The 25,411-nt window shown below is 36.1% G+C and carries 29 protein-coding genes; 22 read left to right on the forward strand and 7 right to left on the reverse strand.

The features are described 5' to 3' along the window. Nucleotides 1–30 precede the first annotated feature (30 nt). The 7 genes from C509_RS0117095 (at nucleotide 31) to C509_RS0117130 (ending at nucleotide 4,620) form a co-directional block, all read left to right on the forward strand. Nucleotides 31–483 (forward strand): MarR family winged helix-turn-helix transcriptional regulator, encoded by a 453-nt coding sequence (locus tag C509_RS0117095; RefSeq protein WP_018708154.1) that lies wholly within the window; start codon nucleotides 31–33, stop codon nucleotides 481–483. A gap of 25 nt (nucleotides 484–508) precedes the next feature. After that, nucleotides 509–1,027 carry a spermidine/spermine N(1)-acetyltransferase gene (gene paiA, locus C509_RS0117100; RefSeq protein WP_018708155.1) on the forward strand — a complete coding sequence of 173 codons (519 nt, stop codon included), beginning with the start codon at nucleotides 509–511 and terminating at the stop codon, nucleotides 1,025–1,027. 13 nt (nucleotides 1,028–1,040) lie between these two features. Next, nucleotides 1,041–1,652: an FMN-binding negative transcriptional regulator gene (locus tag C509_RS0117105; RefSeq protein ID WP_018708156.1), complete on the forward strand. Its 612-nt coding sequence runs from the start codon at nucleotides 1,041–1,043 to the stop codon at nucleotides 1,650–1,652. Between the two features lie 255 nt (nucleotides 1,653–1,907). Then, entirely contained in the window at nucleotides 1,908–2,372 is a 465-nt protein-coding gene (locus C509_RS0117110; protein WP_245542499.1) for a hypothetical protein, read from the forward strand. A 144-nt stretch (nucleotides 2,373–2,516) separates the two neighbouring features. Beyond that, complete coding sequence (locus tag C509_RS0117115) at nucleotides 2,517–2,771, forward strand: YesK family protein (protein ID WP_083934616.1); 255 nt, start codon at nucleotides 2,517–2,519, stop codon at nucleotides 2,769–2,771. Between the two features lie 704 nt (nucleotides 2,772–3,475). Beyond that, a complete protein-coding gene (locus tag C509_RS0117125) occupies nucleotides 3,476–3,919 on the forward strand; it encodes a MarR family winged helix-turn-helix transcriptional regulator (protein WP_018708160.1) in 444 nt (147 codons plus the stop codon). A 14-nt stretch (nucleotides 3,920–3,933) separates the two neighbouring features. Beyond that, nucleotides 3,934–4,620 (forward strand): SDR family NAD(P)-dependent oxidoreductase, encoded by a 687-nt coding sequence (locus C509_RS0117130; protein ID WP_018708161.1) that lies wholly within the window; start codon nucleotides 3,934–3,936, stop codon nucleotides 4,618–4,620. A 108-nt stretch (nucleotides 4,621–4,728) separates the two neighbouring features. Here the strand turns inward: C509_RS0117130 and C509_RS0117135 are convergent, their stop codons facing one another. Next, nucleotides 4,729–5,400, reverse strand: coding sequence for a DUF3169 family protein (locus tag C509_RS0117135; protein WP_018708162.1), 672 nt, complete (start codon nucleotides 5,398–5,400; stop codon nucleotides 4,729–4,731). Then, the gene (locus C509_RS0117140) at nucleotides 5,401–5,604 is read right to left on the reverse strand and encodes a helix-turn-helix transcriptional regulator (RefSeq protein ID WP_018708163.1); all 204 of its coding nucleotides are present in this window, start codon (nucleotides 5,602–5,604) and stop codon (nucleotides 5,401–5,403) included. Between the two features lie 440 nt (nucleotides 5,605–6,044). Here C509_RS0117140 and C509_RS0117145 point away from each other — a divergent pair, with 440 nt between their 5' ends. From C509_RS0117145 to C509_RS0117160, 4 genes are all read left to right on the forward strand, one after another. Beyond that, a complete protein-coding gene (locus C509_RS0117145) occupies nucleotides 6,045–6,365 on the forward strand; it encodes an ArsR/SmtB family transcription factor (RefSeq protein ID WP_018708164.1) in 321 nt (106 codons plus the stop codon). 3 nt (nucleotides 6,366–6,368) lie between these two features. After that, nucleotides 6,369–6,758 carry an SRPBCC family protein gene (locus C509_RS0117150; protein ID WP_018708165.1) on the forward strand — a complete coding sequence of 130 codons (390 nt, stop codon included), beginning with the start codon at nucleotides 6,369–6,371 and terminating at the stop codon, nucleotides 6,756–6,758. A gap of 159 nt (nucleotides 6,759–6,917) precedes the next feature. Further along, nucleotides 6,918–7,289 carry an iron chaperone gene (locus C509_RS0117155; RefSeq protein WP_018708166.1) on the forward strand — a complete coding sequence of 124 codons (372 nt, stop codon included), beginning with the start codon at nucleotides 6,918–6,920 and terminating at the stop codon, nucleotides 7,287–7,289. Nucleotides 7,290–7,363: 74 nt separating this feature from the next. Beyond that, on the forward strand, nucleotides 7,364–8,074 hold the full coding sequence (locus tag C509_RS0117160; RefSeq protein ID WP_018708167.1) for an FAD-dependent oxidoreductase: 711 nt from the start codon (nucleotides 7,364–7,366) through the stop codon (nucleotides 8,072–8,074). A 420-nt stretch (nucleotides 8,075–8,494) separates the two neighbouring features. Here the strand turns inward: C509_RS0117160 and C509_RS0117165 are convergent, their stop codons facing one another. Beyond that, complete coding sequence (locus C509_RS0117165; protein WP_018708168.1) at nucleotides 8,495–9,514, reverse strand: alpha/beta fold hydrolase; 1,020 nt, start codon at nucleotides 9,512–9,514, stop codon at nucleotides 8,495–8,497. A gap of 146 nt (nucleotides 9,515–9,660) precedes the next feature. Between C509_RS0117165 and C509_RS0117170 the strand changes: the two genes are divergently transcribed. After that, nucleotides 9,661–10,569 carry a LysR family transcriptional regulator gene (locus C509_RS0117170; RefSeq protein ID WP_018708169.1) on the forward strand — a complete coding sequence of 303 codons (909 nt, stop codon included), beginning with the start codon at nucleotides 9,661–9,663 and terminating at the stop codon, nucleotides 10,567–10,569. 1,204 nt (nucleotides 10,570–11,773) lie between these two features. On the opposite strand, the gene C509_RS0117180 is transcribed toward C509_RS0117170, so the two are convergent. Next, nucleotides 11,774–12,745, reverse strand: coding sequence for a helix-turn-helix transcriptional regulator (locus C509_RS0117180; protein WP_018708171.1), 972 nt, complete (start codon nucleotides 12,743–12,745; stop codon nucleotides 11,774–11,776). A 100-nt stretch (nucleotides 12,746–12,845) separates the two neighbouring features. Between C509_RS0117180 and C509_RS0117185 the strand changes: the two genes are divergently transcribed. The 4 genes from C509_RS0117185 to C509_RS0117205 all read left to right on the forward strand — a co-directional run bounded on the left by C509_RS0117185 (nucleotide 12,846) and on the right by C509_RS0117205 (nucleotide 16,224). Then, entirely contained in the window at nucleotides 12,846–13,760 is a 915-nt protein-coding gene (locus C509_RS0117185) for an SDR family oxidoreductase (protein WP_018708172.1), read from the forward strand. A 622-nt stretch (nucleotides 13,761–14,382) separates the two neighbouring features. Further along, entirely contained in the window at nucleotides 14,383–14,754 is a 372-nt protein-coding gene (locus C509_RS0117195; RefSeq protein ID WP_018708174.1) for a GntR family transcriptional regulator, read from the forward strand. A gap of 5 nt (nucleotides 14,755–14,759) precedes the next feature. Next, nucleotides 14,760–15,626, forward strand: a complete 867-nt coding sequence (locus tag C509_RS0117200; RefSeq protein ID WP_018708175.1) for an ABC transporter ATP-binding protein — start codon at nucleotides 14,760–14,762, stop codon at nucleotides 15,624–15,626. Next, a complete protein-coding gene (locus tag C509_RS0117205; RefSeq protein ID WP_018708176.1) occupies nucleotides 15,619–16,224 on the forward strand; it encodes an ABC-2 transporter permease in 606 nt (201 codons plus the stop codon). The genes C509_RS0117200 and C509_RS0117205 overlap by 8 nt, the downstream gene beginning before the upstream one ends. A 166-nt stretch (nucleotides 16,225–16,390) precedes the next feature. Here C509_RS0117205 and C509_RS0117210 read toward each other — a convergent pair whose 3' ends face one another. Together C509_RS0117210 and C509_RS0117220 are read right to left on the reverse strand one after the other, a co-directional pair. Further along, on the reverse strand, nucleotides 16,391–16,846 hold the full coding sequence (locus tag C509_RS0117210; protein WP_154654449.1) for a hypothetical protein: 456 nt from the start codon (nucleotides 16,844–16,846) through the stop codon (nucleotides 16,391–16,393). A 167-nt stretch (nucleotides 16,847–17,013) separates the two neighbouring features. Continuing rightward, nucleotides 17,014–18,462 carry a sigma-54 interaction domain-containing protein gene (locus C509_RS0117220; protein WP_018708179.1) on the reverse strand — a complete coding sequence of 483 codons (1,449 nt, stop codon included), beginning with the start codon at nucleotides 18,460–18,462 and terminating at the stop codon, nucleotides 17,014–17,016. A gap of 678 nt (nucleotides 18,463–19,140) precedes the next feature. Here C509_RS0117220 and C509_RS0117230 point away from each other — a divergent pair. The 3 genes from C509_RS0117230 (at nucleotide 19,141) to C509_RS26580 (ending at nucleotide 22,666) form a co-directional block, all read left to right on the forward strand. Beyond that, the gene (locus C509_RS0117230) at nucleotides 19,141–20,430 is read left to right on the forward strand and encodes an ArgE/DapE family deacylase (protein WP_018708181.1); all 1,290 of its coding nucleotides are present in this window, start codon (nucleotides 19,141–19,143) and stop codon (nucleotides 20,428–20,430) included. A 157-nt stretch (nucleotides 20,431–20,587) separates the two neighbouring features. Next, nucleotides 20,588–21,895: an MFS transporter gene (locus tag C509_RS0117235; protein WP_018708182.1), complete on the forward strand. Its 1,308-nt coding sequence runs from the start codon at nucleotides 20,588–20,590 to the stop codon at nucleotides 21,893–21,895. Between the two features lie 633 nt (nucleotides 21,896–22,528). After that, nucleotides 22,529–22,666 carry a hypothetical protein gene (locus tag C509_RS26580; RefSeq protein ID WP_018708183.1) on the forward strand — a complete coding sequence of 46 codons (138 nt, stop codon included), beginning with the start codon at nucleotides 22,529–22,531 and terminating at the stop codon, nucleotides 22,664–22,666. A gap of 304 nt (nucleotides 22,667–22,970) precedes the next feature. Here C509_RS26580 and C509_RS24160 read toward each other — a convergent pair whose 3' ends face one another. Then, nucleotides 22,971–23,150, reverse strand: coding sequence for a DUF4083 family protein (locus tag C509_RS24160; RefSeq protein WP_018708184.1), 180 nt, complete (start codon nucleotides 23,148–23,150; stop codon nucleotides 22,971–22,973). An 866-nt stretch (nucleotides 23,151–24,016) separates the two neighbouring features. On the opposite strand from C509_RS24160, the gene C509_RS0117250 reads away from it, so the two are divergent. The 3 genes from C509_RS0117250 to C509_RS0117260 all read left to right on the forward strand — a co-directional run bounded on the left by C509_RS0117250 (nucleotide 24,017) and on the right by C509_RS0117260 (nucleotide 25,183). Next, nucleotides 24,017–24,367 (forward strand): DUF4181 domain-containing protein, encoded by a 351-nt coding sequence (locus C509_RS0117250; protein ID WP_169509236.1) that lies wholly within the window; start codon nucleotides 24,017–24,019, stop codon nucleotides 24,365–24,367. Nucleotides 24,368–24,406: 39 nt separating this feature from the next. Continuing rightward, a complete protein-coding gene (locus C509_RS0117255) occupies nucleotides 24,407–24,604 on the forward strand; it encodes a hypothetical protein (RefSeq protein ID WP_154654451.1) in 198 nt (65 codons plus the stop codon). A gap of 285 nt (nucleotides 24,605–24,889) precedes the next feature. Beyond that, nucleotides 24,890–25,183, forward strand: coding sequence for a hypothetical protein (locus C509_RS0117260; protein WP_018708187.1), 294 nt, complete (start codon nucleotides 24,890–24,892; stop codon nucleotides 25,181–25,183). Nucleotides 25,184–25,411 lie beyond the last annotated feature (228 nt).

The following is a 25,411-nucleotide window of genomic DNA, read 5'->3' on the forward strand; positions in this document are numbered from 1 at the left end:
TGCAACAAAAATATGCGTGAGGAGTTAAATATGAAAGAAATTCTTCGTGAAATCGGAATGATAGCAAGGGCATTAGATTCTATAAGCAATATTGAATTTAAGGAATATGACCTTACAAAAGGGCAGTATTTGTACCTTGTCCGAATATGTGAAAACCCAGGAATCATTCAAGAAAAGTTGTCTGAAATGATTAAAGTAGACCGAACAACCGCTGCACGGGCCATAAAAAAACTTGAAATGAAAGGCTTTATTGAAAAGAAAAATGATGAACATAACAAAAAAATAAAAAAACTTTTTCCAACAGAAAAGGGAAAACAAGTATTTCCTTTTATTAAAAGAGAAAATGATCATTCGAATAGTGTCGCATTAGCGGGATTTTCAGAAAGAGAAGTGGAAACCATTTTTACGCTTCTTCAAAGAGTAAGAAAAAATATAGAAAAAGACTGGGAATTTGTAAAAAAGGGCAACAAGAGAAATTATTGATTATATAAAGGAGCGATATATTTAAGTGACTATAAATATAAAAAAATGTACCATTGAAGATTTACGCAAACTTCAAGAAATTAGTTATGAAACATTTAATGAGACATTTAAGCATCAGAATTCACCCGAAAATATGAACGCCTATTTGGAAAAGGCATTTAACTTAAATCAATTAAAAAATGAATTATCCAATGTCTGTTCGCAATTCTTTTTTGTTTATTTTCATAATGAAGTCGCTGGATATTTAAAGGTTAATACCAATGATGCTCAGTCTGAAAAAATGGGTGACGAATCACTTGAAATTGAAAGGATATATATAAAGAAGAAGTTTCAAAAACATGGGCTTGGTAAGTATCTGCTAAATAAAGCTATGGAAATTGCGATGGAACGTAATAAAAAGAAAATCTGGCTAGGCGTATGGGAAAAAAATGAGAATGCTATTTCTTTTTACAAGAAAATGGGGTTTGATCAAAATGGATTACACTCTTTTTATATGGGTGATGAAGAGCAAATCGACTTTATAATGACCAAAACAATCATATGAAAGGTGGGTTATGATGTATATTCCCAAACATTTTCAACTCAATGATAAAGAAATGATTTATGATTTTATTGAAAAATATAGCTTTGCTACTTTATTTTCTCATCATAAAGGAGAACCTTACGCGACCCATCTTCCATTAACATTAAATAAAGGTGAAAATGCTTTATATGGCCACTTTGCTCGTCCGAACGAACAATGGAAGGATATAGAAAACCAACAAATTCTCGTGGTTTTCCAAGGTCCTCATTGTTATATTTCACCTTCTTGGTACGAGACTATGAAGGCAGTACCTACTTGGAATTATGTATCTATCCACATATATGGGAAGATGGAGATTGTCGAAGACAGAAAAGTAATATTTGATTCGTTAAATGAGATGGTGAACAAATATGAAAGGCAAGATAGCCCATATAATTTAAGTAATATAGATCGAGATTTCCTAGATCGAATGAATAAGGGCATTGTAGCGTTTAAGATAAAAATCACAAATATTGAAGCGAAAGCTAAATTAAGTCAAAATCATCCTATGGAGCGTCAAGAATTAATTATTAAGCATTTGGAAGACACTTCTAATCAAGATAATTTACAAGTGGCTGCTCAAATGAAGAAAAATCTACAAAAGTAAAAAATTATTGTCTATCGGGTTTTGCCATTTTACACATCATTCGTTGTAGTTCTTACAAGTGGTTTGAAAGCCTAATAATAAAACGATCACGGGTGTATTATTTTCACTCGTGTATTTGCCACAAGGAAAAAATAAGCTAAAAAAGATTATGAGAATTGTATGTATTATTGTTTGAATATATCGTATGATTAAAATGTTGAAATAAATGGGGGTCTTTCTATCAAAAGAATGTCGTTGATATTTATTTTATTTTGTATGTTATTTGTTATGGCAGCTTGTACATCTGATGAAACAATTAATAAAGAAATCTCTTTACCTGAAGATATTTCTGATTTTGTTCAAGTAAGTGATTTTGAAACAATCGATTGGGAGAAGAAAGCAGTCGAGTTTGGTAATAGAGATATTATCGGAAACGAAAATAAATCAGGGGTTATCGGGCAAGACATGAAAAGTGCAAAAGTTGAAAAATGGATGTGGCATCTTTGGGGAATTGAAGAACCAGAAAACAAAGAATTAACGATTGTTGGTTTTCATAAAGAAACAGAAACTGTCCGCCAAATCTTAATAGATGGCTGGGCTAAAGGGCTTGGTGGACCAAACAATGGTGCAGATGCACATATTCCTTCTAATGTAGAAATACCAGAGTCGGGGGATTGGGCGATACTCCTTTATATCGATAAAAAGTTATTTGATATTTTGGTCTATGAAATAATTGAATAGGATTACATGAACTAATTCTTTCATTAACGAGAGCTATTCCCTAATATGGAATGGCGCCAATATCCTATATAAGGGCCAGATTGTTTAACAAGGATATTGTTTTAATTAGTGGAATAACCATATTAAAAAGGGGTTAGCTTACTGATGTTTTCAGGTCCTTTGCTAATGTCTCTAATACCAGCGATTGTTATTTTATTGGTTACATGGTGGTTTAGAAGAATGAATTTTCCTTTGTTTGCACGGATAATCCCTGGAATCATAACGGTTATAGCTGCAATTTTTCTTTTTTATATTGGTTTTGTGAATATTAGGGGGTTTGAAGGTGCAGCATACGGAATTCTGGCTTTCTTTTTAGTTATCTTCGCAGTAATTTCTTTTATAATGGCTAAAAAACAGTAAGACAAAGTGCTTTATGACCTTTGAATTGGTAAAGCAATTGGGCGCCATCATTGGAATACATCTGTGCCAGAATCGGGCCATTATATTGAACGAAGGGTAGAGTTATGTAATGACTAAATTTATTTTACCTCATATGTATTTGTTTTTCGGAATCATATTATTTGTGTTAGCTGAATTTATTATTCCAATAGGAGCAGGGTCTTTTTATGGAATTGCATCTTTCGTTTCCATACTTTTCTTTATCATTGGGTTGATATGGATTTTAATTTTATTGTTACAAAAGGTAAATAAAAGATCCAAATAATGGGCAGGTTGCAACAATCGAGCGTTTTTATGGAGCAATGAAAAAAGCCTAATTTCCTCGCATTATATTGAGAAATTAGGCTTTTTAATATTGAATTTTCCATGAAGTTGTAAATCCGCGTGTTCCATGCACTATCCCTTTTAGAATTGAAGGATTATGTCAAAGAGCTTGACTAATAATCTTGGAAGCGTAGGTGCTAGTTGAGCGAAAGCAAATTTGTTTACAACATGGCTACACATTAATACAATGAATATTGTATTAACATTTGTATATACAAATGTAGTGGGACCTAGCTTTTGAATATCCATTAAAAAAGGGGAAGGTGATTCGTGGAAGGAAAAAACGTATGGATACTAAAAGCAAATATAGATAGAAATTCGGATTGAAAGGTTGAATTGTAATGCAGACTCCTAATTCCGATTATTTGCTGAGTAACTGCCTTTATTTTACCGCTTCCAGGTTCGCAAGACAGATGGAAAAGCTGGCCGGGGAAGCCTTTGCATCAATAGATATACCCCCTTCTTACGCTTATTTGATCATTACACTTAATGACCATCCTGGAATTACTCAAAAAGAACTATGTGAAAAGCTGACAATTGCTCCTTCTACGAGTACTAGATTCATTGATAAGCTTGTGAAACGTAATTTTGTGGAAAGGAAGCCCGATGGCAAACATATTTTAATTTACTTAACAGAAGAGGGAAAATCTTTATGTAAAGACATTTATGAGAGCTTGAACAAAATTTATTTGAGGCACTCAGAAATATTGGATAAAAATCATAGCCAGCAGTTGATTTGTTTGCTTCATAAAGCAAGTGAATTGATGGAAAAAAATAATAAATAGGGAGAGTACTAATTATGGGTTTATTAACGAATAGAGTTGTCCTAGTGACAGGTGCGGGAACCGGTTTAGGAAGAGAAACTGCCATTCAATTGGCGGCCGAAGGGGCAGAGGTTGTGCTAGCAGGAAGGCGTAAGGAAAAATTACAGGAAACAGCACAGGTTATTGAGCAGGCAGGTGGCCGATCCATTGTATTTTCGGTAGATGTAACGAATTCAGAAGAGGTTAACAGGCTGCGTGATCAATTAATCGCTCAAGTAGGCCGGCTTGACGTGTTAATCAACAATGTGGGAGGGACCGGGGATTACAGTACAATCCATGACATGACGGTTTCGTCATGGGATCATACAATTCGTCTCAACCTATATAGCTCTTTCATTGTAACTAACGCATTTCTCCCGATAATGAGAAAACAGCAATATGGTCGGATTGTATCGATTACCTCAGCAATGGCTAATTATGTTTACGAAGGTTTAGGGGCTTATTCGGCTGCTAAAGCAGGTTTGGAAGGATTAATGCGAACAGTTGCACTCGAAGAAGAAAAAAATGGAATATTAGTGAACATGTTCGATCCAGGGAATTTGAAAACGGAGCAAAACCCTTATGGAGAAGGGGATCCAGCTACGGCTGTTGATGGAATTGTGAAACTGGCAACTTTACCAGAGGATGGGATCAATGGACAGGTGATTAGAGCGCACCAATAAAACTACATAGTAATCGTACATTACGGAAGATTTTTTTAAAAGCAATCATAGAAATCAAGTGTATATAAAAAGAGGGCAGTCGGCGATGGCTCCCCTCCTTTTTAGAATTTACTTATTTCGAACCACCAACAGATATTTACTATTAACAATTAGTAATACAACTGCCATGAGAATAATGGAAAAGATCTGTGAATCTTCCCCGGTAAAGGAGTAGACAGTGGATAGTATAATAGCAACGATAAGGGAAATATTTAATAAGCTGTGTGATTTGTATAATCCAGTCAGCATAACATGCTTTTCACCATCATCTGCAATATCAAGTAAAGATTTAGCATAATCTGGGTCAGAAGTACTTGGGATATTACGCTCTGGATATACTTGTTGCATTAAATACCCCATGTAATGGATTAAGAAATAGGTAATGATGAGTAAAAATATTGATGCAATAGTCATGACTAAATTTTGAGTTGTAAGAAGGCTTAAACTAAGCGTGAGAATAGAAAGAACGAAGCTGGAATTTGCATATAAAGAATAATTGGCAAACATTTTGTACTTTCTTTCTTCAACTTCATCTTCTTCATCACCGCTAAAGTTTTGCTTGTTTAAGAATTTAATCTTTTGAAACTGTATAATACCCATTGTGATCAGTATAATAGAAATTGCAATTAAACTGATGACAGTAATTTCTCCAGAAAAATTGACCTCAGAAAAGTTCATCAAAGCATACATGCCAAAGAAACCAACAACTCCACTAATAAAAAACTGCAATATTAGTTTCATTTATAACTCCTCCTCTTCAAATTGAAATACATTTTCAACGGGCTCATTAAATATACGTGCAATTCGAACGGCGATAAGTAATGAAGGCATATACTCTTCGCGTTCAATCAAGCTTATCGTTTGTCTAGATACCTTTGCGAGCTTCGCAAGCTGAGTTTGGTTATAGCCTTCACGGGCCCGAAGCTCCTTTAAGCGACTTTTCAAATCACAGCACCTTCCGTCCTTTTTATTTAATTAATCATATTGTATATGATAATGTTCATTTTGACAATAATATTTGTCATAAATAAAACAATCATTGTCAAAATGATAAGAGAAGCTGCGTTTGAAGACTCAAGTAATTGGGAGACGATTCATACATGATCTACAAGATGTGGCCAAGCTCTGAATCCGGTTCTGAGCATATCGACAATAATTCAATGAAGTAGATAACATAAACATATCCTTCTTTTCTGTCAGGACAATTTTTTTGATAGCACCCAATCAAGATGATTCGGCAGGACTTAATTGAAAATGAGAAAGAATAATATAAGGAACCCAAAGATTACATATGTTTATATAAATTATAAATTGACTGGACACCAATTGGTGACATATAATAAAGACACCAATTGGTGTCTAATTCACAAAAGGAGGGGAGGCTTTTGAATAATACTCACCAAAAGCGTGATGTTTATGTAGCCATTGCAGATCCAACAAGACGTAAGATTATACGTTTATTGGCAGATGCAGAAGAGTTACCTCTTCACGAATTAACTGCTCAATTTCAAATGGGCCGTACTGCTGTTTCTAAACATTTGGGTATCCTTAAAGAAGCTGATTTAGTAACCAACCGTAAATTAGGCAGAGAAACAAGGTATCGACTAAATGCAGCTCCCTTACAGGAGGTTAAAGATTGGTTATCTTTTTATGAGAAGTTTTGGAACGAAAGAGCGATATTACTAAAGAATATATTGGAGGAATAGATAATGGCAGATGTATCATTAGATTTTCAATTTAAAAGTCCTATCGATAAGGTGTGGAATGCATTAACAGATTCGGATACTCTTGCACAATGGGTAATGGAAAATAATTTTAAACCAATCGTAGGATATAAATGTCAGTTTCGAAATGAGGCAATTGATTTAATTGTAGAAAGTGAAGTATTGGTAGTGGATAAGCCAAATAAGTTATCTTACACGTGGGTAGGTGGCCCGATAAACACTATAGTCACATGGACGTTAAAACAAGAGGGTGAAACAACCTATTTACATCTTCAACAATCAGGATTTGAAAAAGAAAATCAGGCGTTCAATGGTGCGAAATTTGGTTGGGCAAGTAAGGTAGAGGAACTTAAAAAAGTGTTGGAGGAAATGTAATACTCAACCTCTCGTCCTGTTTTTTTAGTACATAGTAAAACGTTGGAAATAGGTAAAGTTTAAGAATCTGATTGAACGCTTCCGTGAGGGATATTAACGACTAATGGGTTTGAGGAACTGCTTTTAACAACATAAATTTAATTTTAGGAGGGAACAGCAATGGAGGTTATTGCTGAGTTTTTAGCGGGGGTTGATGACCCTTTACACCGAGAAAGAACAGAAGAAGTGCTTACTTGGATAAATAATAAATATCCAAACTTGAAGATAGAAATTAAATGGAATCAACCGATGTTTACGGATCATGGTACATTTATTATTGGCTTTAGCATATCTAAAAAGCATTTAGCTGTCTCCCCTGAAAGTGTAACGATAACTCATGTAGAGGATGATATTGTGAAAGCTGGCTATGACTATACAAAGGAGTTGATACGTATCCCTTGGAATAGTCCGTTTGAGTACTCACTACTTGAGAAAATGATTGAGTTTAATATTTGGGATAAGGCAAATTGTCCCACTTTTTGGCGGAAATAGAATGAATAGTATACCCCCTTAGACAGCTTAAGAGGGCTTATGAGGGCTTCTAAGAGGCTTAAAGGAGATAGCAAATGAGTTTTTTAAAAAATATATTTTCAATATTCAAAAAGAGAGAGTTAATATTTTCAGAAAGATACAAAGAATCAGAAGATGTATATACTTTTCTATTCGAAAAAGAAAATGATTTGACTTGGAAAGCAGGGCAGCATGGTTTGTTTAGTATTACTCATAAGAAAATAAAAAACCCTACAAGGCCATTTAGTGTGGCATCTGCTCCCAGTGAAAATTCTGTTAAAATTACAATGAAAATTAACGATAATCCGAGTGAGTTTAAGAAAGCGATGTTAGAATTAAAACAGGGAATGAAAGTTAGTATGAGTGGGCCTGTAGGGGGTTTTTATTTAAAAGAGAATAGTCCTTCACTCTTAATTGCTGGTGGAATTGGAATTACACCATTTCGCTCTATAGTAAAACAACTAAATGCAGAAGGAACTGTAATTGAGAAGCCAATACACCTAATCTATATGGATAGTAAAAAGTCATATTTATTTAAAGATGAACTTGATGGAATTGCTAACAACACATCAATTAGTGTAATTTACCTTGATTCAAGAGATGACTTACATCAGGAGATAGATAAGTTTACTAACTTATATAAAAATAATGGTAAATACTTCGTCGCAGGACCGAAATCAATGGTACATTCTATTTCTACTTATTTACAAAATAATGATATTTCAAAACAGAATATTAAAAAGGATGCCTTTTATGGGTATAAGTAAGAATGGATACTAATTAGTTTGAGGATGATCTTTATTCTATTCTATTGATTAAAGAGGGCAGTCTGCGATGGCTACCCTCCTTTTTAATATTTACTTATTTCAAACCACGAACAGATATTTACTATTAACAATTAGCAATACAACTGCCATAAGAATAATGGAAAAGATCTGTAAGTCTTTCCTAGTAACGGAGTAGACAGTGGATAGTATAATAGCAACGATAAGGGCACATTTAATAAGCTGTATGATTTGTATAATCCATTTAGGATGACATGCTTTTCACCATCATCTGCAATATCAAGCAAAGATTTAGCATAATCTGAGTCAGTAGTACTTGGGAAATTACGTAATAGATATACTTATTGTATTAAATGTCAGTTTGAGAGGGGATTTATGTTGAAATCAAGAACTAATGATTATCTATCCGTTTGTACTAAGACTCAACAAGTGTTTTAGATTGTCATCAATAAATTTATTATCGACACTGTTGATTCCGCGACCGGCAAAATGGCCCCAGATTGACTCGATAGGATTAAAAACAGCATTAGGTATAAGCTTTGCCTCGTATTTGTTATCGTCCGCCGTACAAAATAGATCCGTGCTCCCTGGCATGACGCAGGCAAGAGCTTTAATGCTTTTGAGCGCCTCATCGAAATCTCCGTTATAGACAGGATTTGCACTAATATCCGCATTTTGGCCTGTCCATAACATGGCGAGGACATTGTGCGGATCCATCTTCATAAAGCTATCTTCCCAAACGCCAGCCACAAAATCTTCTAATGAGTTAAATCCCATATCACGATAAAGTTCCTCTCTGTAATACGCTTGTGATAGGCCCCATCCCGCATAGACTCGGCCAACCGAGCGCATGTCTTCAGAAGTCAATTGGCTTAGTTTACTTGAATCGAAGCCAACTGCAGCCATGAGCGCAGCTTTCATTCCGTCCAGGACCACATATGTTTGCGGCCAAGTCTTTGCACCTCCACAGAAAGGTGCAATTCGCTCCACCATGTCGGGGTAACTGGCCCCCCATTGGAATGATTGAATGCCTCCCATTGACCATCCAACTATGAGAGCAATCTTTTGAATGCCGAACTTTTCGGTCACCAGCCGATATTGGAATTTAACGTTGTCATAGATGGTTACCTGAGGAAAATTAACCTTGTCGAATGGAGCAGGCGTGTTACTAGGAGACGAAGATAATCCGTTTCCCAGCAGATTTGGAACGATAATGAAATATTTTTCCGGATCTAGTGCCATGCCGCTTCCAATCAACCATTCATTCTGAACATGCTGATCGCCAAAAGCAGTTGGGTAGACGATCACATTATCTTTCTTTTTATTCAATTCGCCGTAAGTCTTATAAGCAAGAAAAGCGTTAGGTAACGTCACTCCTGATTGCAAGGTTACGTCTCCTAAATCAAAAGTTTCATAATCCATAATTAGAGTCTCTCCCTTCAAAATGAAACACAAACATTTAGAATGTATTTCTTGTTAATTAGTATAAAGCTGTGTTAGCGTTAATAAAAGTGAACAAAATTAAAGATAGTATTCAATAGTATTGAAGGTGAAATGGTGGTAGTGTGATGGAATTGCGTCAACTGAATACGTTCCGCATGGTCGCATCTACGTTAAATTTCAGTCGGGCTGCGGAAGTGCTGAACTACGTCCCCTCAAACGTCACGATGCAAATAAAAGCATTGGAGGAAGAGCTTGGTGTTCGTCTCTTTGACCGCTTGGGCAAGCAACTCGTTCTCACAACTGCGGGTAAACGCTTTTTAACTCATATTCAAAGCGCTCTAGACAAATTGGACGAAGCCCGCAGTGTAGTTCATGACAAAGAAAATCTAAGCGGCACCTTAACGATAAGTGCCAACGAGGTTCTTTGCGCCTATCGGCTACCAGCTATTTTTAAGCTATTTCGTTCCCGCCATCCAGGAGTTCGTCTTATCTTCCGCTCTGTTCCAAATCAGGAACTCAAGCAAACGCTCTTTGATGGAACCGCGGATGTCGTCTTTATGCTGGACGAAACCATTCTCTCAACGAGACTTACTGTGGAACCGTTACTGGAAGAAACTTTCCGCTTGTTCGTCGCTCCTGATCATCCACTTGCGAAACAACCTGTACTGCAGCAGGAAGATTTTCACGGTGAAGTATTACTGGTTAATGAAAAGGGCTGTACCTATCGAACCATGTTTGACCGGTCATTTGAGAAAAAGGGCATTGATAGTATCACTTATTTAGAGTTTCAAAATGCCGAAGCCATTAAACAATGTGCAATTTCTGGAATCGGTATTGCCTTTCTTCCTGAAATCACAGTGGAAGCAGAAGTTGAACGGGGTGATCTTGTTGCTCTTCCATGGCAACTTTCGGACTTACACGTGTATACTCATATGGCTTGGCATAAAGAAAAGTGGCTTTCACCAATCATATTATCTTTCATAGAAGCAGCGAGGGAGGTTAGCGCTATAGCGGAGGAGAATAAAACTGTTTAGCCTTTTCAGCAAATTCTCCTAACCTCTATTGTTTATCTTTCTATAAGGTAAGTTAATACGTACTTACATAATTAAGGCATCTTGATATGAAAACCAATGTGCCTTAATTATGCTTCTCTATAAATAATAAAGAAGTAGTTGGTCAACATATTTCATTAAAAAACTATATTTTATCGTGCCATACTAAAAGTGTCGCAAATACCCTTCCTAGATTTACATGTTTGGAAGGATTTTTATTTCAGGGTTTAATCTGTTACTAAATCATATATTGGAAGAGCAAGTCGCTTTTTAATAAGGGATAGATTTAGTGTAAAAGTAACTTTACAAGGCAATGACGCAACTCGAAAGGAATTGCTTTCATTCGTTTTTTATCATAAAACTATGGTAGTTTCTTATTTCTTGGGATAATGTCATCCGTTGTCTTTTGCTTGCTGGCATCACGAATTCTACACCGTAACCCATTTTTTTTTATACTCTTAATGGACAAAAGGTTAACGAACATACAATTATAAGAGATTAATATGTTCGGTAAACCAAGAATAGATCCAACAACATATTTTTAATTGGGTATCTTCAGGAATTGGGCTAAATTGTAATTCTATAGTGCCGGAGAAAGGAGTTAATCTATTTGGTCCTTTTTGTAGACATTTTACGCGCAATAGCTAGCGTATTACTGATTTTTAGTGCAGCTTTCTATTTACGCCATTTAGGAAAGACTAAAAAATTAAGAAAACTTTCAACCATTGAATTCACAATGTACATACTCATACAGATTGCATATGGCCTATTTGCAATCAGTTTGTTGATTTCAGTGTTTATTAATTGGTGATAAAGACATTTCCACAATCAGGCGTCCTTATTAATTAATGGCCTTTACTAGATAATAGGGGTTGTTGAATACGGAAATCTTAATAACACAACGATAATTTTAAATAATCAAATTTTAATAATGATCTTGTACATCTGATAAGAGCATGTTTTGATAAATTTTTTTCAAAACATGCTCTTTCTGTGGTCTTTTAATAAAGATTGATAATTCATAATAAAGTTTGATAAAAAACCTGTATGGAATGCAGGTTTTTTACTTACTCCACAATCGGGCCATATTGTTGAAGAAAGGTAGGAACTTTTAGTATCTCATTACAGTTTTCTGGATACTTCCATGGAAATCTAGGGTATGGATCAGTGTACATCTATTTCAATATCAATTAAAATTATCTCGCTCATAAAAATCCACTATAGCCCTTGCCATATCATAAATGATTTGTCTTAAAGTTATGGGATGAACGATCCTTATCTGATTCCCAAATCCTAGAATATATTCTATCGCTTCTTGTTCTGTATCAAAACACAGTTTTACAGGGATCCATCCATTCTCTAGGGGTGAATTAATTTCTAATGTTTGTACAAATCGTCCGGTGAACCCTATTCTCTGAGCAATAGATGGAGATATTTCAACATTTACCTCATATCTTGGCAGACTTTTGATAAACTTTTGTTTTGAGTTATCCCAATATTGGGATAAATTAAAGTCCTCTGGTCGCGAGAACTTTTCCGCTGTCATTAATGCTGACTCGATTCTTGAAGCTCTGTAATTCCGAAATTCTTCATTGGAGGACGCGATTAAATACCATGTACTACCTTTAGCTACTAATCCTAACGGATCAACAACTCTTTCTACAATTTTCCCATCTGCTCGTTCATATTTCATTTGAAGTTTTCTTTCATTCCAAATTGCTTGTTGTAAAATTTTAAAAAACTCAATTTTTTCAGTTGACTGTCTCCATGTACTTGTATCAACATGAATTCGATTCCAAACATCATTGGCATTTTTCTGCAAAAAACTTGGAATAGAAGCAATAAGTTTTTGACGTGCTTTACTCCATTCAGTTGTTAAACCTAGATCATTGAGTACATGGATTGATGGTGAAATAAACAAAGACTTAATTTCATTATCTTTTAAACCCGTTATATTTGTCCGATAGCCTTCCAGTAAAGACCAACCTCCATTTTTTCCACGCTTTGCGAAAACTGGAATTCCTGTTCTGCTCAAGGCTTCCATATCCCGATGAATGGTACGTTCTGTCACTTCCAATTCATTCGCCAATGCTTTGGTAGTTAATTTTTCGTTATTTTGTAGCAACAATATTATGGTAATAAGTCTGTCTGCTCGCATGATAACCACCTAACAAAAATATATTTAAAATCTTATTATGACATAAGGTGTCAACATTGTAGATTATACTATAGATATTACAAATGGGAGGCAGATAAAAATGAAATCTTTAACGGGAAAAGTAGCTTTGGTAGCTGGTGGAACAAGAGGAGCCGGACGTGGTATTGCTATGGAGTTAGGTGCCGCAGGAGCTACTGTCTATATCACTGGGCGTACGACACGACACGAGATTTCTGAATACGGGCGCCATGAAACTATTGAAGAAACAGCTGATCTAGTAAATAACCTAGGTGGAATCGGAATTGCTGTTCAAGTTGACCATCTTATTCATGAACAAGTACAGTCCTTAATTGAAAGAATTGAGAAAGAACATGGAAGGTTAGATATACTTGTAAATGATATTTGGGGAGGTGAATATCTTGTTGACTGGTGGAATACGAGAGTATGGGAGCATTCGCTTGAAAAAGGCTTAAGAATGCTTCGTTTAGCGATTGATACTCATTTGATTACGAGCCATTACGCATTACCATTGCTCATCAAAAACGAGGGTGGACTTGTCATAGAAATGACCGATGGCACAAAAGAGTATAATAATGAGAACTATCGCATACCAATGTTTTATGATCTAGCTAAAAGCTCTGTCATTCGTATAGCAGAAGGGCTCGCTCACGAATTAGAACAGTATCATTGCACAGCTGTCTCCTTAACCCCAGGCTGGATGCGATCCGAAATCATGCTCGATCATTATGGTGTCAAAGAAGAAAACTGGCATGACGCTATTGAGGAGGAACCTCATTTCGTCATCTCGGAAACGCCACGTTATGTGGGGCGAGCTGTTGCAGCCCTTGCTGGAGATCCCGAAGTCTCACGTTGGAACGGTCTATCTCTGTCAAGCGGAAAGCTTGCACAAGTTTATGGTTTCACTGATCTTGATGGTTCTCAGCCAGATTGCTGGCGCTATATTGTGGAAGTGCAGGATGCTGGCAAGCAAGCAGATGCTACCGGATATCGTTAAAAAAACTTATTTACTATACTAGACTATTTGAGAGTATCATCGGTGGTTAAGTTTATCTGTGTTCAATAATAGGGCGCGATTGTTGAGTAAAACAGGAAGAAAATGAACAAACTTTTTTATAAAAACAAACTTAAAACTGCTAAAGAAGAATCCATTTTGATCAATCTTTTTTTCAAAATGGATTCTTCTTATTTATCCGTAAAGTAAGGATTTACGAGGTGTTTTGCTCAAACTTTATTTTAAAGCTACACTTTCTTCTTGTTTTTAATCAAAGGTGAGGGTGCTGGTTTAATTAAACAGCTAGAGGCGAATAATACCACATCTTCAAGATAGCTCTATTCGGTATTTTTTTAATTTTATTAATGGGTGAATCAAAATTGTGTTCTAATGTTAATTTTTTTTTGCTTCCATAAAAATAATTGCAAGATGTTTCATTGATGTATATAATGTGGTTATACTTTATATACAATTTAAACCATATGAGAAATTATATGCAATTCGGTTTGCAATCGGATTTGATTAAAAGGGTAACGATTCTTGTTGTTGATGGCACTATCCTGAATGCGTAATAAAGGATATTTTTTCAAGGTTATTTCCAAAAAGATAAAGAAGAGGGATTGGCATGCAAATAATTATTTCCAACAGTTCAAAGGAGCCGATTTATGAACAAATTACGAATCAAATTAAATCGTTAATTTTAGCGGGTGAACTACAGGAAGGGGCAGCAATACCTTCTATGCGCAAACTCGCAAAGGATTTACATATTAGTGTAATCACGACTAAGCGTGCGTATGAGGAATTGGAGAAGGAGGGATATATCTATTCCATTGTCGGAAAAGGTTCTTTTGTCGCTGAACAAAATTTAGAGCTCATGAAAGAGAAGAAGCTGAAGGTCATTGAGGAGCAACTGATTGCGGTCATAACGAATAGCAAGGAAATTGGGCTGTCTCTTGATGAACTGCAGCAATTATTGAAGATTTTGTATGAGGAGTGAAATCAATGGAAAATGTAGTTGAATTAAAAAATGTAACGAAAAAATTCAAAGGTTTTTCCGTTAAAAATATTGATTTACAAGTTAAGAGAGGCTTTGTAACGGGGTTCATTGGAGCTAATGGTGCTGGTAAGTCGACAACGTTAAAAATGATTATGAATCTATTAAGGCCAGATTCTGGGGAGGTTAAACTTTTCGGGTTGGACTACACGACTCATGAGAAGGCGATTAAGGAGCGCATTGGGTTTGTATACGATGGCAATGTATTTTTTGAAGGGCTGAACTTAAAAGATATAAAGCGTATCATTGCACCGGCTTACAAACACTGGGATGATACATTATTTTATCAATATGTGGAGCAATTCGAATTACCGCTTAATAAAGCGATGAAAACTTTCTCAAAAGGGATGCAGATGAAGGCATCATTGGCGATTGCCCTATCACATCATGCAGAGTTGATCATTATGGATGAGCCGACAGCAGGCTTAGACCCTATTTTTAGACGAGAGCTGCTGGATCTTTTACAAGAATTAATGATTGATGGTAGTCGCACCATATTCTTCTCTACGCATATTACGACAGATTTAGATCGTATCGCAGATTATATCGCTTTTATACAAAGAGGGGAATTAGTATTTAATCATTCCATTCATGATGTAGCTGAAAATTATGCGCTCGTTAAAGGAGGAATGGAACTTCTGGATAGAGATACAGAAGAGGCTTTTGTCCATGTTAATCGTGCATCAACAGGATTTGAGGCATTAACGAATAATATTAAATCAGTGAAAAATATTTTCGGGGATTCGGTTGTCATTGAACAAGCATCACTGGAAGATATCATGTATTACTTCAAAGGAGGCATTCACCATGTTTAATTTAATCAGGCGTGATGTCATACTACAGAAAAAGCTACTATTAACCTTTATTCCTTTTATAGCATTCTTTATTATTATGGACTCAAATCCAGCTCTGATTTTCCTCGTTGCCAGTATTTTTATTCCCTTTAATGCTTTTGGTTATGATGAAAAGGCGGAAACGAATATTTTATTAAACTCCTTACCTTACACACGTACGGAAATTATCGCATCACGCTATGTTGGGGCTATCGTATATATGATTTTATCTGTTGGGATGACAAGCTTAGCATTGTTTGTTTTCGATAAACCTTTTACGGTGACTGATATTGCGATTGGCGGAGGCTTATTCTTAGTATTTGCAGCTTTCACCTTCCCGTTATTTCAGATATTTAAACCAGGCCATATTACTACAGTGGTTCTCATTAGTTTTATCCTTTTAGCAGGAATAGGACCGCATATTGTCATGTTTTTAGCTGAACACTTACCTGCAATAACTGATTTTATTGTCAATTTATCCATTCCGGCTTTATATACTGGAGTGGCAGTTATTATCATCACACTTTATGCTGTTTCTTGGGGAGTTACTACTTTCATTTACCAGCGAAAAGCGTTCTAAGCAGTTCTTTAATAATCATTGGTTGAGTACCGGCGCACGACCCGCTTTAAAAATTAAAACTTTAATGATAAAAGTATGGTATACTACGGACTTTTCCCTCTCATAAAAAACCGACCGTAAACAAAACAGGTAATGTAGCATCCGCTCATTACCTGTTTATTAAAAACTAGTAAATATTCTTCATTTCAGACTTTAAATCCTTCAATAGTCGTTTTGCTTCAATTAAATTATGAGACCTAGTATCCTCGTCCCTAAAAACAATATATTTTTCACCGGCAATGACAACTGCGTTTAGAAAGTCTATTTCATTGCAGCTTACTCGTGTCTCTTTAGAAACAGGAAGATCTGTTCTTAAATCAAATAAAGCACTTTTTCTAAATACCCTAAATAGAACTAAATCTTTTGGGGAGGATTGAATTTTCTTTATGGACCATTCCAGTGGGTTTGTGAACAGTTGAGTCTCACTGTATTTTCCATCGTCCACATACTCGCTTACCATGGTTAATAGAGCAGTCCACATTAAATCTACATCATCCCAATCAATCAAAGTGGATACATCCACACCATTTATTTGGATGCAAACAACTCCATATAAATCAATCCCTTTATTTTTTGTTAACATAGGTTAACATACGATTCAAAGTTTCTTTAGATCCGAATTCATCTATATTTATAAAAAAATTTTCCGGGTTAGACAATTCTTCAAAATAAGTATCTAGGTCCTTTGTTCCAAGATACGTCTGAATCTGAATCATTTAATTCACAACCATTTACATATAGTTATTACCCTTAAACGAGTTTTACATAGGTTTTACTCTCTTCAACCACAAGCTTGATATTATATTTTCTTACTCTCCTCATGAGTAATGACTGCGTGACACCCAAAAAGTTAGCGGCTTTTCTTGTCGAGTTTTCTTTTTCAATGGCATCGATAATCATCTTTTTCTCTATTTCTTCTAATATCTCCGGCATTGTCGCGTGATTTGATATATAAGGTGAGTTTGAGATGATGTGTTGCTCCATCATTTTCTGAGGCAGGTCTTTTTCTTCAATAAATTCATCCTCTGATAAAATCACTAGCCGTTCTATTAAATTTTCCAGCTCACGTACATTTCCCGGCCAGGAATACTGCATGAAATTTTTTAAAACTCCATTTGAAAAACGTTTGTTTTTGTTATATTTATCATTGAACATATTTAAAAAATAAATGGCCAAATCCTCAATATCATCGCGGCTTTCCCGTAAAGACGGCATATTCACTGTTAATATATTCATTCGATAATACAAATCCGACCGGAACGTTCCTTCTGAAACCATTTGTTCCAGATCTCTGTTAGTTGCTGCAATAATTCGTACATCCGCGTGTATCGGCTTTCTTGCGCCAATAGGCATATATGTTTTTGATTGAAGAAAATGTAAAATTTTCGTTTGCAAATGTAACGGCATTTCGCCGATTTCATCCAAAAACAAGGTTCCACCTTCAGCGGCTTTAATCAATCCCGATTTTCCTTTTGACGTTGCCCCGGTGAATGATCCTTTTTCATAACCGAATAATTCAGACTCCAACAAGGAGTCGGGTAAGGAAGCACAATTAATCTGTACGAATGATCCGTTCCTTCTTTTACTTAACAAATGAATCTTTTCAGCCGCAAGGCTTTTCCCTGTACCTGTCTCACCCACGATTAAGGCTGTTGTATCAACAGAGGCGATTTTTTCTATAATTTTTTTAGCAATAATGCGGCTATTGCTTTTCCCGCCCAAGTTGACATTTTCCACATCATTTCTATTTGTTTGCATGTTTGTTAACTTTCTTATTTGGGCACTATACTTTTCCAATAACTCCTCGATTTCCTGAAGCTTTGATGTGTTTTTTACTGCGTCCGTAATATCGCGCAAATGTGCGACGGCGGCAATTACTTTCCCTTCTTTATTTTGAACTAAATGTCCTGTTGCAATATATTTTCTCCCTTCGCCAACTGTTTGTACAGTACTGATATTTTTGCCTTCTTCAAGGGCCATACGCAACACCGATGGTTTGAATAGGCCTTCTTTTTCTAGATCTCTTACATTTCTACCAGTAATTTTATTTTTAGGGATACCGCACATCGCTTCACTCGCGGAATTTAACCAAAGCGTTGTTCCTTCATGATCCGAAATAAAGATTGCATCATTAATAGATTCCAAGATATCTACAAATAATGCAGGGTTTTGATGGCTTAGTTCAAACAACTTCTCCAAATCTTTATCCTCCATTCCTATAATCGAGTCTAATTCGATTCGGTATTATTCAAAAAAACAAATTTTCGACAAATACATCGAATTGATAACGAATCAGGTGAGTTGATTTTTTTAAATCGTACCTTTTTATTGTAAGATTTTCAATTAATATTTGAGAATTAGACGTTAAAAAGACATGTTTATCTCTACATTATATGAGTTGTTTTGGCACGCATCTTGCATTGCTAAGCATTATCAGGGGGTGACGTTTGATGTGAGCCGAAAAATTTGCTGAACGCTCAAATTGACAGCCGCAAAAGAAGATTTATGAAGAGTTAACAAAGAATGGCTGCTATCAACCATACGTATTAGTGCTGGCTATGAAACGCTTCCTAATAGAGATCTGTGCAGATTGGCACTAAGAGATTTATTTATGGATTGGATGAGGGAACGCCATCTGGATGTCCGTATTGATGATACGGGAAATATGTATGACGACGATCAGGAAAGAATCCCACCTTTGTAATTGGTTCCCACCTTGATACCCATCGAATCAGCGGTAAATACGACGGCATGTAAGGTGAAGAGAATTAGCACGGATGATTGCACATAAAAAAAGGAACACAGGTATTGCTTGAAGTGGATTTACGATTTGCAATCTTAAGGGCAGATTAAAAAGGCAAGGAGAAGAGAAGGATTATGAAAACGGAAACAGATTTGACTTTAGAAAATGTATTCAAACAGATAGACGCGTTATGGGAGGAAGAAGTCGACTTTTTACAAAAGATTTGTCAATTCCCGTCAACTCTTGGAAACGAAGCACCGGTCCAACACTATATCGCTGATTTTTTAGAAAAAGAAGTGGGATTAGCTGTATCAAAAGTGATTCCTGATCCCGAAAAGCTATCCTCACACCCCGGTTATTCGGAATCCGATTGGTCATATGCCGAAAGACCGGTTGTCATTGGTGAATATCGTTCTGAAGGCGAGAAGAAAGGCAAAAGTATAATCTTTCAGGGGCATATAGATGTTGTCAGCCCGGAACCTGTTTCATTTTGGGAACATGATCCATGGGGGGCTGAAATCGTTGACAATAAAATGTACGGACGTGGAACAGCTGATATGAAATCAGGTGTGGCTGCTATGATTTTCGCGTTAAAAGCCGTTCGCGACGCAGGTATCAAGCTTTCATCAGACGTCATTATCAAAACGGTAACAGAAGAAGAGTGTACGGGAAATGGTGCACTTGCAGCAATTGAGGAAGGATTTAAAGCAGATGCAGCTATTATTCCTGAACCTGTACTTGGACAAAAAGCGTTGACTGCTCAGGTTGGCGTGATATGGGTCAGGGTGAAAGTCAAAGGTTTAGGTGCGCATACTGAAAGGGCTGACAAAGCTGTAAACTCCATTATTGAAAGTTATAAAATGGTCAATGCCCTTTTGGACTATGAAAAAGAACTGAACAGCCGAGAAAGGCATAAGGACTTTGCTGATCACCCTCATCCATATAACATCAATATTGGAAAGATCCATTCAGGGGATTGGCCTTCAACGGTTCCTTCCGAATGTATTGTTGAAGCAAGAGTCGGCTTTCCCCCGGGGATAAAGCCGCAGGATGTAAAGGACGAATTAAAAGCCTTTTTGTTAGCGGCTGCTGAAAAGGATGAGTGGTTAAGAGAAAATCTGCCGGAAATTTCATTTTACGGCTTTCATGCGGAAGGATTTTCGATTGATCCGAATCAAGAGCTATTCGATGTTTTAAACGATGCTCATACGGCCGTTGTAGAAAAACCAATGGAAGTTGGATCATTCACAGCTACGACTGATGCGAGGTTTTATAACCTGTACTATGATATTCCAGCTACTTGCTATGGCCCAACAGGCGATGGGCTCCATGCACCAAATGAGTGGGTTGACCTTGACAGTGTCAAAACGGTGACAAAAACATACGCTGCATTTCTGCTTAAGTGGTGTGGCTACAGTAAATAAAACGGAACAGAAATGTTAGGTGGTTTATGCCGCAGATGTAGAAGGGATATGGAAAGAGTTTATCTACGGGATAAATTGAAAGCTTATTAATCAGTATTTATGGAATTATAAGTAAGAGTTTAGAAAAGAATTTAACCAAAGAGATGGTGAGGAAAAAATGTCAACTGAGATAAATCACGATAACTTTACTGAAGAACAGCGAAACAGCCAAGCTAAAAGAGCCGCTCTTGCCAGCTTAGTTGGAACTACGATTGAATGGTATGATTTCTTTCTTTTTGGAACAATGGCCGCTTTGGTCTTTCCACAATTGTTTTTTCCGGGAAATGATCCGTACGTCGGTCTGTTACAATCTTTCGCCGCACTATTTGTAGGATTTGCTGCCCGTCCTCTAGGGGCTGCCTTTTTCGGTTACTTTGGTGACCGCATTGGACGTAAAGCCACGTTAGTTACGACACTTCTGTTAATGGGAATAGCCAGTATGCTTATTGGCTTATTACCTTCATACGAAACCGGGGGTATTATTGTAACGATTCTGTTAGTATTTTTCCGTTTTTGCCAAGGCTTCGGTGCCGGGGGGGAATGGGGAGGCTCGGTCGTCCTCTCTGTTGAATGGAGCCCTAAGGGGAAAAGAGGTTTGATGGGAAGTATGACGCAAGTAGCATCGCCCATTGCCCTGCTCTTATCGTCAGCTGTTGTTTCTCTCACGATCTTTTTAACAGGAGATAATTTCCACGTTTGGGGATGGAGAATTCCTTTCCTTATTAGTATCATACTTGTTATAATCGGCTTTATCATTCGACGTGGTGTTGCGGACTCTCCTCAATTTACAAAAATGAAGAAAGAAAATCGTTTATCAAAACAACCTGTTCGAGATGTATTTAAAAAATACCCCAAAACAATATTTTTGGTCGTTTTAGCCGGCTTAGCGCAAGGAGTTCCTTTTTACGTCTTTACTACTTTTGCCATCAGCTATGGGTCAGAACAGCTGCAAATTAAAGAACAGTTTCTGACGAATACACTCATGGTCGTATCAGTAGTTGAGATCATTGTGATCCTTTATGCAGCTCATTTATCAGACAAATTCAATCGAAAATCAATATTTTACTTCGGAGCTCTAGTGACCATATTGTTTGCCTTCCCATTCTTCTGGCTTTTTGATACAAAGAGCGCATTATTGATTGTTCTTGCGATGAGCATTGCCATTGTTGGTGCTGGTACAGTTTATGGTCCTTTAGCCGCATTAATTGCCGAGTGTTTCCCTGCCGAGCTTCGGTATAGCGGAACTTCACTGGGTTACCAGCTTTCAGCTGCTATTCAAGGAATATCTCCTATGTTATGTGTGTACTTATTAAATACCTTTAACAGTACGGCACCTATCAGCATATATCTTATTGTTGCTTCTCTGCTTGCTATTGTGGCTGTTGCCAAATTAAAAAAGGCTACATATATGGATATGGCTGGCTAATTAAAATGGTGCAAACCGAGGGACCCTTTAGTTTGCTTCTTATTTACTACTATAATTGTATGAAATCGCTAACGGATCCAGAAATATAAAAATCAATGATTTTTACCAAGGTCTTTCTGATACAATATCAGAAAGACCTTTTTTAAAGATAAGAAACCGTCATGGAGCTCTCATTCATGCAGCTGAAAAATGAAGGAAATTGTTGATTCTTGGATTGTGCTCAAATGAATCGAGCATGGATGTATTTATAATAGGTAGTATCTGGGTTACGAGTTTCGTTGGGAATAGAGCTCGTGATGCGTCGCGGTATGCCCGGCAATCTGCGGTATTTCTTATTTACCAAACTATCCTTGTAATCCCTGCAGTTCTTGCTTATCTAACTCTAAGCTAAGCAGGTGGAGACCTTCGGCTGAATGTTTTTACTAGCGTTGAGTTCACTGGCAGGGAAGACGTCTTAATATTTAGTATTTTTTAATTGCTGACGCAACATGTTTCAACCAATTGAGATGGCAAATGCCACCCACTTGACCGAAGCTGATAGATCTCATGATTGAAACCGAGTGGGCCTCGGATGAATCATAAATTTTTTGTGTATTAAACGATTCAGTAATGTTGGGGGGGGGATATTAGCAAATGACATTTGTAAAAATAATAGTATTTTTAACCTTGGCCAGCTTGTTGTTCACTATTTCGGATGTATCGAAAATCAAAAAAGAGAATAAGAAACTCAAGGGAGAAATTGAAGAAATCAAAAAGCAAATTTTAAAGTAATGTTGATTAATGCTCATCGGGATGATATTAACCTTAAAATTAAGACCGGATTTGACCTCTCTGTGAAGTCCAACAGCTCGTTTAGAAAATACCGTTTGATAAGACGATTGCCCTAATGGTTGATATGGCAGGCATTAACTGCACTTTCAGGAGAGATACACATTCCCTAACCAAAGTGTAGAAGGTTGTTACCGTTTCCCTTTTTCAATTCAAATACTAGGATATTGAAATGGTTATAACCTTTTCCGACCCAAATGGTGAATTCATCTATTGTGTGGTTTGTCATGAGGTATAGTGTAAAAAGCTAATTTTTGTCTCTTTTTATTTGTTCGGTAATTGCATCTATCTTTTTCTCAATATCATCAAGTTGGACTTTACGTTTGGATAATGAACGGAAGAAACGCACAGTTAGAACGATTATGAGTACAAAGAATCCTAACATACATAATTGGAATAAAACGTCACCCATATTAATTAAGCCCATACAGATTCACCTCCTGAAACCATTTCTTCCAATATTGTACAGTACAATTTGAAAATTTGAAATCCGCATTAAGCAACAAACATCTAAAGAGCCCTTGGGAAATGTGCACTGATTTAAACAATATCCATCTGGATGATAGATTGATCCTAAAATAGGTCTTAGTTATTAAATGTTGGAGGTAAGTATGTACACGTATGATTCGTTCGTAACAGACAGTTCCTTTACTTTATTAAGACCTATTTTCATTACATTTATAGTTTTTTTAATAATTACTTTTTTTCTTATTATCTATCCTAGTACTAGACGAAAAATCGTCAACGGGTTTGGGGTTATTGGTTTATCTATTGTTCTTCCGTGATTTCTGTTCAATTGATTTATTATCATGCAATTATTGCTGATGAAATCAATCTTGGTGGAGATGGCGTTATTACTATAATGTGTTTAGTGATTATAACTCTTAGTTTGTTGAATCCAATATTGTTTTTCAATCATACGAAAAAGAACACAGTAAAGGAAAAGCAACATTAAAGTATTTTTAGGAATTTTGACGATTATCCTGACAAAGTAAAGAGTATTTCTGATTTCTGAAGAGTATTCACGCAAAGTAAAGAGTATTTCTGATTTCTGAAGAGTATCCTGACAAAGTAAAGAGTATTTCTGATTTCTGAAGAGTATTCACGCAAAGTAAAGAGTATTTTTGATTTCTGAAGAGTATTCACGCAAAGTAAAGAGTATTTCTGATATTTGAAGGGTTTCTAAAATACGAAAGTAAAGGGTGAGTTAAATGGCGTGGACTTTCTTTTATGGCATGATGTGAAAAACTCAAGAGTAGAAAAAATAACTTGATTATAAGTGGTGATTTAATTTTGAAATTCTTTGTGTTTCTTGTTGTTTTGGTAATTTTGGGCTTACTGGAAAAGCCAATCAATAAATTACTTGGGGTTGAAAAGAAGAAGATTTCGGAAACTCCTGGTAAAAAAGTCGATCGATGGGGAAGAGGTATCATTCTAGCCGTTTTTTTATGTGCTTTGCCCTTTGTAATAGACGCGGATGTATATGTAATGAAATGGTTTTTGATTTTCTATTTCATCATACTTTTTGGTTTTCAGTTGGTTCTGGAATGGAAATATTTACGAACATCCAAACAATATGTTACTACATTTATTTTTTTATTGTTCGGAGTGATCACTATGTATAATATTGAGTATCTCTTTTGAAAAAACAATGTAAAATAGTTTGCTAAGATATGAGGGAGGATGAGTTCACAAGTGTTTTATTTGGTACCTTTTTTACCAATTATTATCAATATAGTGCTGATCGGTGTGGTTATATATTTTTTGATTAAAGTGATGAGTTATATGAATGAAAAAATAGAATTAGAAAAAGATCGCAATGAAGCCCTTAATGAATTAATAAAAGTCATGAGTAAAGATATTATAAAGGATCAAACATAGATCAGCCTAAATAGTTGGACTTCAACTTAATGCAGTAAATAAAAGAAGCAATCCTAATAAGAATACAATCATTTTCTGCTTGTCCGTAAAAAGGGATGAATGAAGGAGAAAAGAGAGAAGTTTATTAAAAATATCCTTAATATTCATTTAATATACATGTTAAACTTGTACCACTTAAATGTTGAAAAATCCGACAGTATACATATGGTATATTAACCTTCCATATGAGGGGAGAACTTTAATGAAGAAAAAATTATTGTAGCGGGAATCATATGTACGGCCATTGTGCTATTTTCAATAACATTTGTTGGGATAACTAAGCTATCTTTTATAAACGAAAAAACAGCTAATGCCAGGAATTTAGAAAAAAGCATCGATATAAAAGATCAAGGTGAAATTCAAACGCTCATGTTGAATGCGATTGATCATTATAGAACAGTACAAGGTACTTTTGAATACATTGCTGCTGATTATCATTTATTGGTTGATTATCAAGTCGATGTATCTGAAAACCCTAGGTCTTATGAAAAAGTACAGAGCTGTTTATGGCACACTAGAAATGTAGGAAACGGCAGCTAATTTATGTACATAAAAAAGGCCACTTGCCAACATCCGAAAAAATACATACACTCCTGTTTGGGCATATCTTTACAGGAGGTAGTATAGGAGATGTTAGCAATGGCTGAAGTTAATTATATCAGATACGAAACGAATACAAAAGGTCGCAGCTATGCAGAAGTAGCACGGCAGATGGGGGTAGATCGGCGGACGGTGAAAAAGTATTCCGACATGGAAGATTTCAATCCG

Source organism: Siminovitchia fordii DSM 16014 = CIP 108821, assembly GCF_000374565.1.
GTDB lineage: Bacteria > Bacillota > Bacilli > Bacillales > Bacillaceae_C > Siminovitchia > Siminovitchia fordii.

What these genes read in the sequence shown, in the direction of transcription:
- C509_RS0117210 (WP_154654449.1), bottom strand. Translation starts at nt 16,846, where the DNA reads ATGTTAACAAAAAATAAAGGGATTGATTTATATGGAGTTGTTTGCATC.
- C509_RS0117150 (WP_018708165.1), top strand. Translation starts at nt 6,369, where the DNA reads ATGGCAGATGTATCATTAGATTTTCAATTTAAAAGTCCTATCGATAAG.
- C509_RS0117200 (WP_018708175.1), top strand. Translation starts at nt 14,760, where the DNA reads ATGGAAAATGTAGTTGAATTAAAAAATGTAACGAAAAAATTCAAAGGT.
- C509_RS0117180 (WP_018708171.1), bottom strand. Translation starts at nt 12,745, where the DNA reads ATGCGAGCAGACAGACTTATTACCATAATATTGTTGCTACAAAATAAC.
- C509_RS0117105 (WP_018708156.1), top strand. Translation starts at nt 1,041, where the DNA reads ATGTATATTCCCAAACATTTTCAACTCAATGATAAAGAAATGATTTAT.
- C509_RS26580 (WP_018708183.1), top strand. Translation starts at nt 22,529, where the DNA reads ATGACATTTGTAAAAATAATAGTATTTTTAACCTTGGCCAGCTTGTTG.
- C509_RS0117205 (WP_018708176.1), top strand. Translation starts at nt 15,619, where the DNA reads ATGTTTAATTTAATCAGGCGTGATGTCATACTACAGAAAAAGCTACTA.
- C509_RS0117165 (WP_018708168.1), bottom strand. Translation starts at nt 9,514, where the DNA reads ATGGATTATGAAACTTTTGATTTAGGAGACGTAACCTTGCAATCAGGA.
- C509_RS0117235 (WP_018708182.1), top strand. Translation starts at nt 20,588, where the DNA reads ATGTCAACTGAGATAAATCACGATAACTTTACTGAAGAACAGCGAAAC.
- C509_RS0117160 (WP_018708167.1), top strand. Translation starts at nt 7,364, where the DNA reads ATGAGTTTTTTAAAAAATATATTTTCAATATTCAAAAAGAGAGAGTTA.
- C509_RS0117130 (WP_018708161.1), top strand. Translation starts at nt 3,934, where the DNA reads ATGGGTTTATTAACGAATAGAGTTGTCCTAGTGACAGGTGCGGGAACC.
- C509_RS0117230 (WP_018708181.1), top strand. Translation starts at nt 19,141, where the DNA reads ATGAAAACGGAAACAGATTTGACTTTAGAAAATGTATTCAAACAGATA.
- C509_RS0117110 (WP_245542499.1), top strand. Translation starts at nt 1,908, where the DNA reads ATGTTATTTGTTATGGCAGCTTGTACATCTGATGAAACAATTAATAAA.
- C509_RS0117155 (WP_018708166.1), top strand. Translation starts at nt 6,918, where the DNA reads ATGGAGGTTATTGCTGAGTTTTTAGCGGGGGTTGATGACCCTTTACAC.
- C509_RS0117095 (WP_018708154.1), top strand. Translation starts at nt 31, where the DNA reads ATGAAAGAAATTCTTCGTGAAATCGGAATGATAGCAAGGGCATTAGAT.
- C509_RS0117185 (WP_018708172.1), top strand. Translation starts at nt 12,846, where the DNA reads ATGAAATCTTTAACGGGAAAAGTAGCTTTGGTAGCTGGTGGAACAAGA.
- C509_RS0117195 (WP_018708174.1), top strand. Translation starts at nt 14,383, where the DNA reads ATGCAAATAATTATTTCCAACAGTTCAAAGGAGCCGATTTATGAACAA.
- C509_RS24160 (WP_018708184.1), bottom strand. Translation starts at nt 23,150, where the DNA reads ATGGGCTTAATTAATATGGGTGACGTTTTATTCCAATTATGTATGTTA.
- C509_RS0117170 (WP_018708169.1), top strand. Translation starts at nt 9,661, where the DNA reads ATGGAATTGCGTCAACTGAATACGTTCCGCATGGTCGCATCTACGTTA.
- C509_RS0117255 (WP_154654451.1), top strand. Translation starts at nt 24,407, where the DNA reads ATGAGTTCACAAGTGTTTTATTTGGTACCTTTTTTACCAATTATTATC.
- C509_RS0117135 (WP_018708162.1), bottom strand. Translation starts at nt 5,400, where the DNA reads ATGAAACTAATATTGCAGTTTTTTATTAGTGGAGTTGTTGGTTTCTTT.
- C509_RS0117115 (WP_083934616.1), top strand. Translation starts at nt 2,517, where the DNA reads ATGTTTTCAGGTCCTTTGCTAATGTCTCTAATACCAGCGATTGTTATT.
- C509_RS0117125 (WP_018708160.1), top strand. Translation starts at nt 3,476, where the DNA reads ATGCAGACTCCTAATTCCGATTATTTGCTGAGTAACTGCCTTTATTTT.